The organism is Intestinibacter sp. (assembly GCF_051866655.1).
GTDB lineage: Bacteria > Bacillota > Clostridia > Peptostreptococcales > Peptostreptococcaceae > Intestinibacter.
Map to the genome: position 1 here is coordinate 1 of NZ_JBJDXL010000005.1, position 8,607 is coordinate 8,607.

At 30.4% G+C, this 8,607-nt stretch carries 7 protein-coding genes; 4 read left to right on the top strand and 3 right to left on the bottom strand.

Annotated features, from left to right (window positions below):
* The coding region (locus ACI3VO_RS00110) for a hypothetical protein (protein WP_439755959.1) at positions 1–579 on the top strand (579 nt) is incomplete at its 5' end.
* Between the two features lie 75 nt (positions 580–654).
* Here the strand turns inward: ACI3VO_RS00110 and ACI3VO_RS00115 are convergent.
* Positions 655–1,767, bottom strand: coding sequence for an MGDG synthase family glycosyltransferase (locus tag ACI3VO_RS00115; RefSeq protein ID WP_439755960.1), 1,113 nt, complete (start codon positions 1,765–1,767; stop codon positions 655–657).
* 138 nt (positions 1,768–1,905) lie between these two features.
* On the opposite strand from ACI3VO_RS00115, the gene ACI3VO_RS00120 reads away from it, so the two are divergent.
* Both ACI3VO_RS00120 and ACI3VO_RS00125 read left to right on the top strand, forming a co-directional pair.
* Positions 1,906–3,216 (top strand): hypothetical protein, encoded by a 1,311-nt coding sequence (locus tag ACI3VO_RS00120; protein WP_439755961.1) that lies wholly within the window; start codon positions 1,906–1,908, stop codon positions 3,214–3,216.
* Positions 3,217–3,315: 99 nt separating this feature from the next.
* The gene (locus tag ACI3VO_RS00125; protein WP_439755962.1) at positions 3,316–4,512 is read left to right on the top strand and encodes a hypothetical protein; all 1,197 of its coding nucleotides are present in this window, start codon (positions 3,316–3,318) and stop codon (positions 4,510–4,512) included.
* Between the two features lie 84 nt (positions 4,513–4,596).
* Here ACI3VO_RS00125 and ACI3VO_RS00130 read toward each other — a convergent pair whose 3' ends face one another.
* Both ACI3VO_RS00130 and ACI3VO_RS00135 read right to left on the bottom strand, forming a co-directional pair.
* Entirely contained in the window at positions 4,597–5,892 is a 1,296-nt protein-coding gene (locus ACI3VO_RS00130) for a sensor histidine kinase (protein ID WP_439755963.1), read from the bottom strand.
* Positions 5,889–6,563 carry a response regulator transcription factor gene (locus tag ACI3VO_RS00135; protein WP_439755964.1) on the bottom strand — a complete coding sequence of 225 codons (675 nt, stop codon included), beginning with the start codon at positions 6,561–6,563 and terminating at the stop codon, positions 5,889–5,891. Before ACI3VO_RS00135 ends, ACI3VO_RS00130 begins: the two co-directional genes overlap by 4 nt.
* Before the next feature lie 224 nt (positions 6,564–6,787).
* On the opposite strand from ACI3VO_RS00135, the gene ACI3VO_RS00140 reads away from it, so the two are divergent.
* Positions 6,788–8,607 (top strand): ABC transporter ATP-binding protein (locus tag ACI3VO_RS00140; RefSeq protein ID WP_439755965.1); only part of this gene is annotated, 1,820 nt, incomplete at its 3' end.

An 8,607-nucleotide genomic window follows, 5' to 3' on the forward strand; every position in this document is an offset into this window, starting at 1 on the left:
ATCCCTTGGTTCATATTAATAGTTGGATTTTTATATACCTTCTACACTAAGAAAAAAGAAAATAGAATTAATTATACATTTGCAGGATTTTTAACATTATTTACTACATATTTTTTAATGACCAGCAATGTAAGAGGAGATATGCTAGTTCAATTTAATTTGGGTTTTGTTATATTTATATCTATAGCAATTTTATTACTAGAAGCGTTTGATGTAAGTATATGCAAAATAGCATTTCAAGATATACTGATGATGTTGGGTGAGAGTAAGCTGGGAGTATATAAGATAGGCAAGAGAAGTAAAGCTAGTTTAAATTTAAAGAGGCTATCTACAATAATTATAATAGAGCTTCTGTGTTGTGACCTAGTGGCTATTTATTATATAAATATTAAAAATATTGAGAATTTTAACGCTATGATAAGCTATGAGGTTTTAATAATTATAATTTTCTCTTTAGTAGAGCTATATCAAATTAATTTGATTAAAAATAAGGTAAAATATATCAAAAATAAGAATAAAAAGCTCGTTAAGGAAAAGGTCGATTTAGGTAAGGTTATTAATTTAGAACAATATAGATAGTATAAAAGAATATAATCGAAAAGGTACATAAAACAGATTAGAAATCTATTTTTGTACCTTTTTTGTTTAGCTTTTCTATAGAAGCTCCATTACGTAGTCGCCGATTTTTTCGGGATTTATATTTTTCTTTACGTGGACTAGGTTTTCGAGCATGAAGTTTATTCTGTGATCTAAATCTCCATTTACCATTAGGTCGAAAATTTCCTTTAGCTCGAACTCACTGTTGTACACTATGCCTATTCCCTTGTCGATTATGAATTTTGAGTTTTCGATTTCTTGTCCGACCTTAGGCGTCTTTATTATAATAGGGATTTGAGCATTTATAGCTTCGAATAGAGTAGCTCCACCTGGTTTAGTCACTAATAAATCGTAATCCTTGATTAAATCCGGCATATTAGTCACAAATCCCAAGACCTCTATATTTTTTAGAGGTTTTTTTACAGTTAAATTGTTGAAGAGCTTTTCGTTTTTACCTGTTACAATAGTTATATGAAGCTTGTCTTTGTATTCTAAGCAAAATTCATCTAGCCATCTCATAAAATCCTCGTCGAAATCGAATAGACCTCTTCCGCCACCCATTAGAAGAAGATTGTATTTTCCATCCTTGAAATAAGTTTTATTTTTTATATTAAACCTTTTATCTGTAGGTACGCCTGTAACCCTAAAAATATCGGGATTTAAGCCCTTTTGGACGTATCTATGTTTAATTTCGTATGTAGGTACAAAATACATATCTGTATTAGGAAAAATCCATTCTAAGCTGTCTACAACGTCTGTGATGACTGTTATACATGGAATAGGGTTGTTTTCCTGCTTTGAGTTAAAGTCGTGAACACATCCAGCAGCCGATGGAAATGTCGAGATTATCAAGTCTGGTTTTATTTCCAATATATATTCTGTCAGCTTAGGCGTATATATTTTATACGTTATATCGAATTTTGAATTAAAATTTTTCTTGGCATAATAATAATAGTTATAAAGTTCTGGTACGTATTTAGTATTTTTTTCGTACATCTTAACCATGGGGTTATTTATACGCGGTATGCTGGCGTTTATAAAATTTTGAATTACTATATTGTAATTTGGATTTTTTTCTAGTATATACTCCTTTATAGCATTTGCTGCACTTACATGGCCAGCACCAAATTGAGCTGTTAATATTAATATAGTTTTATTAATATCACTCAAATTATCACCTCCAATTTAAAATAATACCATTTATATATTATACAGTTATATTCATTTTAAAGCAAATTTTGGAATATTGTCTAAAAATAAATAGAGGAAAAAAATAAAATAAATCAAAATAAATATAGAGGTGATTTTATGGAGGATATAAAACAGCTCAGTGATAAGGATTTTTTTGAGGTGGTTAAAATCGTTGTATTTTCGGCGATTGGAGTAGTATTTTTCTTTCTTCCGCTGTTTGTAAATAAAAATATCGTCTCTCCTGTAATTTATATATCGGATTTAGTTTATTTAAAGCATAGAGGATTTGTGTATACCTGTACTATTTTATTTATATCGCTTGTACTTATAAAGGAGATCATCAAAAAAGAAAAGAGCTTATTTGTAAGATTAGATATATTTCTAAAAATTTTATCGCTTTTGATCTTGGCAGTTTTTTTATTTAAAAATGAATTTATATTTTTTGAAGATCAGGATCTAGTTCAGATAATGAAGGAGAGCATATTTAGGTTAGTTGTATTTTTTCCGATAAGTGCTGTGTTTTTACCGTTTCTTATAGAGTATGGTCTTTTAAATATATTTGATGGATGCTTTGGAGGGTTTACGAAGAGGTTTTTTAGGACGAGCGGTAAGAATATAGTGATATTTGCAGTGTTTTTCTTTGTAGATAGCTTTGTTGGATTTTATCTAGTGTATAGGCTATATAGAGAGGGTAAGCTTAGAAAAAATGAATGTGTAAACTCAATATTGAATTATCCAATTTTGCAGATTTATTTAATAATATATACAGCAAATCGATTGAGGTTAAATTTTATAACTCTTATAATATCTTATCTATTCGTGTTTTCAGTTGTAAATTTGATTCTGTGTAGAATTTATCCAATAAAGAATATTAAAAAAACCTTCTTTGTAAAAAACAAATACAAGGAGAAGACATATAGAAAAAATAAATTTAAAATGTCTATAATGATGTATTTGAAAAATAAAGAAAAAAAGAGCTTGTTTAAGTATATTTTTGAGTACTTAAACGAGGCTATAAATATAGTCGCAGGAATGGTTCCTCTTTTGATATTTTCTTTTTTATTTACGGATTTTATTATAAAAAATGAAATAGCAGTAAATATTATTAGTGATCTGTACGCAGATTTTCTAGGAATTTTAAAAATGCCGTACCCCGATTATATTGCAAAATCGATTAGTTTAGGATTTTTAAATCAAATCTACTCGATTGAGGTATTGAACAACAAAATAACATTTATATCTAGATTGACTGTTGCAATAATTGTGATATGTCAAGGAATATCATTTACGACAAATATTATTTTTATAAGAAGGTATATGAGATTTATAGGCTATAAAGATATTTTACTTGTGTATTTGGAAAAAATCGTGCTGATTGTACTCGTTGTGTTTTTGATTTACTACTTTTATATGGGATTTTCGGCGTGAGTTTTTTGCTGATTGTAACCAGTTTTTTTAGTTTACATATAATTATAATAAACAAATATATATGTTTTTTGATTATCACAAAAAGGGGAATGACATATTATGAGAAAGAAAAAGAAATCTTGTTCATTTAATAATCAGGGGAATATTTGCGACAAGGATATGAATTATTGTACAAAAAAGGAGCATCTACCTCAATATAATTGTACTTGCAACACTAAACCATGTGAATGTAATCCAAAAAGCTGCATTCCTGATAAATGTATAACTCCAATAGAGAGCTGTAAACCAACTAAATGTAAACCTAAAATAAAAGAATATCCTTGTCCATGTGAAGAGGACTGTGAAATCAAATGTGAGGATAAATGCACAGATTTGGCAAAGAGAGCAGAAGAGTTATTTGACAAAGCTATGAAGTATGAAGAAAAGGCTAATTGTGCTCTTAAAGAGGCAAAAGAGCTTGAAGAAAATGCAAAATGCTTATCTCAAAAATCATGCAATCTAATGCAATGTGCTAAGGAGGCCGATATGGGCTCTAAAAAAGCTAATTGCAGTGCTCAGGAATTGATGAAAAAGGCAGAAGAGCTTTGTGAAAAGGCTAAATGTCTATATAAACAAGCGACTCAAATAGAACAGCAGGCTAAAGAAAAATGTGAAAATGCAAAATGTGCGTATGAAAAGGCAGAAAATTATAAAGAGCAGGCAAAATATTTATACAACCAGGCTCTAAAATACGAACAAAAAGCGCTACAATGCTATAAGTCTGCAGAAGAAAAGATAAAGGAATACGGAAATAAATCTAAAAAATGTGAGCAAATTATAAATAAATGCAACAGCAAATTAAATAGCTGTATGGATGACTACACAAGTAATCAAAAACACGATTGCCATGAAAAATCCTGCGACTGTATGAAGAAACAACACGATTGCCATGAAAAATCTTGTGACTGTATGAAGAAACAACATGATTGCCATGAAAAATCTTGTGACTGTATGAAGAAACAACACGATTGCCATGAAAAATCCTGCGACTGTATGAAAAAACAAAGCGATTACTCAGAGAAATCTTGTGGATGTATGGAGAAATCATATAACTATATGGACGAAAACGAGTATAAATGTAGCTATATAGATCCTATATTCGATATGACTCCAATGCAGTACATGGGAAATATGACTTCTGAATATATGACTATGGATACTCCATATATAATGACTTGTGAAGATATAGACAATATAAACGATATGTGGAATAACTATTATATGTATATACAAAAAATGATTAAGTCTATGAGCTAATAAACGATATAAAAATATATAGATAAAGAAAAATAAGGGGGACAAAGTCCCCCTTAAATTAGATTAAAAGTGTATTTGGGTTTATTAACCCTCTATTTTAATATTATTTTTAGGCAATTCAACTGTGAAGGAAGAGCCTTCACCTAGCATGCTCTTGACTCTTATCGTACCGTCACATAAGTCGACGATGCGTTTTACAAGAGCTAGTCCCAAGCCATTTCCATTGCTAGAATGCGATTTATCCGCTTGGTAGAATTTATCGAAAATATGATTTATACTCTCAGCGTTCATGCCGATACCTGTATCTGTAATTTTAACAGTTGCAGTATCCTCTGTATCCATCAATTGTATAGATATCTTTCCATTTTCGTCTGTAAATTTTATCGCGTTTGAGATCAGGTTTAACCAAACCTGCTGTAATAGGTCCTCGTTACTGTATATTTCTACCTCATCTAGATCTATATCTATGTCTAAGTTTTTTTCGCTTAAATCCCTCTGTAAAAGAAGCACAGAATGTCTTAGCTGTTCATCTAGAGAAAATGCCACCTTGTCTGTTATGATTTCTTGAGTTTCTAATTTAGTCAGCTTCAAAATATTGCTGGTTAAATTGGAAATTCTAGATGTTTCGCTGATTATTATATCTAGATATTCGTCTCTGTCCTCCTTTGAAAGAGTATCGTCCTTTAATAAGTTTGAAAATCCTTGTATAGTCGCTATTGGCGTCTTGATTTCGTGGGATACATTGCTTATAAAGTCGTTTCTAAGTGTCTCGATGCTATTTAATTCCTTTACCATTGTATTGAATTTTGCAGTTAAAGAAGCTAATTCAAATTCATTTGGGATAGGTAATTTTATATTGAAATTTCCCTTGGCGACCTCTCCAGTTGCGTAGTTTAAATTTCTAATAGGCATTAAAAATTTTTTACTAAGCATAGTCACTATTATCGATATAAATACCAATGTATATGAAATAGCAAGTAGACTATTTATAGTTGTATAAAAAAATAAGTTCTTCTTTGGTTTATTTGAAATCACGACGTATTTATCTTCAACTGGGACAAGTGTAGTAATCGAATGAAGTGGTTTTTCAGAGTAAATAACTTCGCCACTTTCAGTTAAATCATCGTAGCTTGATATATCGTTTACTACATTTATTTCGTATTCACTTCCAAAATCCATCGAAATAATCTTTTCAAGTGGAAAATCAGTTTCATCGTGTAATAGCAAAATATTTTCAGCTATTTTGGTTTGGTTTTGCTTCATAGTATGCTCTATGGTATTTCCGTAAAAGCAATACGAAATAATAAATGAGAAGCATCCAGAAAATATCGAAATCAAAACCATGAATAAAATAAGCTTTGTCTGTAGGTTTCTTATCATGAATTGACCACCGCTTTATATCCAAGACCTCTTACTGTGACAATTTCAAAATCCTTGGAATCTCTGTAGCGCTCTCTTATTCTCTTGATATGTACATCTACAGTTCGCTCATCTGCTAAGCTCTCCATACCCCAAATCTCATCTAAAAGCTGTCTACGTGTAAATATAGTATCTGGCGAAGATACTAATTTAAATAAAAGGTAAAATTCCTTCTTAGGGAGAGTATTACATTCACCACCTACTGTTACAGATAGAGAATTATAATCTAAAACAGTGTTTCCAATAGTTATCTTGTGGTCATTTACAATTTTTGATCTCCTCAATATTGCCCCTATTCTCAGAATTAATTCCTCAAAATCGATAGGCTTTACCATATAGTCGTCCGCTCCCATAGAAAATCCCTTTTTCTTGTCTTCTAGCTGTTCTTTAGCAGTCACCATTATAATCGGGATTTCACAATGTCCCTCTCTTAAAGTCTCAGTAAATTCATAGCCATCCATATTAGGCATCATTATATCGCAAATTATCAAATCTATATGTGTAGTATCTAAAACATCTAATCCAACCTCACCGTCAGAGGCTTCATAAGTTGAGTATCCATTTTGTTTTAAAGTAGCACATATGAGCTTTCTCATATTTTTGTTATCTTCAATTACTAGTATATTAAACATTTAAAGCACCTCAAATTTATTATCTATATTAAGAAAGTTTACCGTTTAGGCAAATTTATTTTAACTAAATTACATTATAACATTATAGATTGTAAATATGAACTTAATATAAAATTTTACATCTATATTTAATTCATATTTTATTAATATATTTCTTTTATATTTAAAATATATTAAAATGTATTTGTCTAAAATAGTTGAGGTAAATAGATTTAGGAGGGACTATGTTACAGCTTAAAAATGTTTATAAGAGTTATATAACAGGAGGCAATAAGCAAATCGCTCTAGATGGGATTAATTTAAAGTTTAGAGAGAGCGAATTTGTGACAATTTTAGGACCAAGTGGCTCAGGAAAGACTACCTGTTTGAATATAATAGGTGGCTTAGAGCATTGTGATAAGGGCGATTTAATAATAAATGGCAGATCTACAAAGGATTTTAGCGATTCTGATTGGGATTCATACAGAAATAATACTGTAGGATTTATATTTAAAAATTACAACCTAATACCTCATCTAAGTATATTAGAAAATGTACAAGTTGCGATATCACTTAATGACTTGTCTAAGGAGGAAAAGCAAAAAAAGGCATTAGATGCCTTAGATAAAGTCGGCATTAAGGATTATATGAGAAAGACATCAGAATTTTTATCTAGAGACGAAATGCAGAGAGTGGCGATTGCACGTGCATTAGTAAACGATCCTAAGATAATACTTGCAGATGAGCCTACAGGAAATCTAGACAGCAAAGCTAGTCTAGAGATAATGGACTTGATGAGTGAGGTTTTTAAGGATAAATTAGTTATCGTAGTGACTCAAAATGAACAGATTGCTAAATCGTACGCTACTAGAATTATTTCCTTTAGAGATGGAGAGATCGTTTACGACAGCAATCCACTCAAGGAGGATTTGCATCAGAGAAATATTTCATTAAAAAAGACAGCTATGGGTGTAGGTATGGCTATGAAGCTGGCTGCAAGAGATATGTCCAATAAAAAAGTCAGAACATTTCTCTATATGCTTATATCCAGCGTTGGAATTATAGGTATTGCTATATTGATATCATTGATTACTGGATTTGAACAGAAAATAGATGATTATGAAAAAAATACTCTAGCAGATTTTCCTATTGTAATAGATAATGATTACGGTAGTTTAGATATTTACGCTCAAATAGATAAAATAAAAGATATTCAAAAGGACAATGACAATTTTGAATTGTACACAAACGAAGATATAATATATCCATATGATTGGGAGGCAAATAGTAAATCGCATAAAAATCAGATAACAGATGAATATGTCGAATATATAAAAAATATGGACAAAGATTTATTTTCTGCAATATCATATAAAAGTCAAGTAGATATGAATATCCTTAAAAAGGATGATAATGGAAGAGTTTCGATATTAGATACTTCTGCTATCAATTTTTCATCTTATCCTGAAGGAAATGGAGAGGAAAACTATTTAGAGCAAAATTACGATTTGCTGTACGGGTATTATCCAACTGACAAGTCAGATATCGTGCTCGTAGTAGATGAATACAATAGAGTAGATAGAGATATTTTAAAGGCTTTAGGTGTAGATTATGATAAAGAAGAAAATATAAAATTCGATGAGCTTATAGGAAAGGAATATAAAATTATCTTAAATGATGAATTTTATAAAAAGAAAGGACAATACTTTACGACAGATATAAGCGACAAAAATTTACAGAAGCTATACAACTCTAAAAAATCCTTGACTATAAGCATAACTGGAATAATTAGAGCTAAAAAGGATAGCAATCTATCTGATTTATCTCAAGGAATAGGATATAGCAATGAGCTTAGCAGTTATTATATAAACAGCTGTAAAAAATCTAAAATTGTAGAGGAACAAAAAAAATCAGATTACAACGTCATAACAGGTCAGCGATTTGAAGATGATAAGCAGCAATCATTGAATTTACTAGGGGCTTCATCAGTTCCTTCATCCATTACTATATATCCTAAGGACTTTGAATCAAAGGGAAAGATATTGGCATATTTGGATAAGTACAA

Bases quoted from the DNA above. Each gene is read 5' to 3' on its own strand.
- ACI3VO_RS00120 (WP_439755961.1), top strand. From the start codon at position 1,906: ATGGAGGATATAAAACAGCTCAGTGATAAGGATTTTTTTGAGGTGGTT.
- ACI3VO_RS00125 (WP_439755962.1), top strand. From the start codon at position 3,316: ATGAGAAAGAAAAAGAAATCTTGTTCATTTAATAATCAGGGGAATATT.
- ACI3VO_RS00130 (WP_439755963.1), bottom strand. From the start codon at position 5,892: ATGATAAGAAACCTACAGACAAAGCTTATTTTATTCATGGTTTTGATT.
- ACI3VO_RS00135 (WP_439755964.1), bottom strand. From the start codon at position 6,563: ATGTTTAATATACTAGTAATTGAAGATAACAAAAATATGAGAAAGCTC.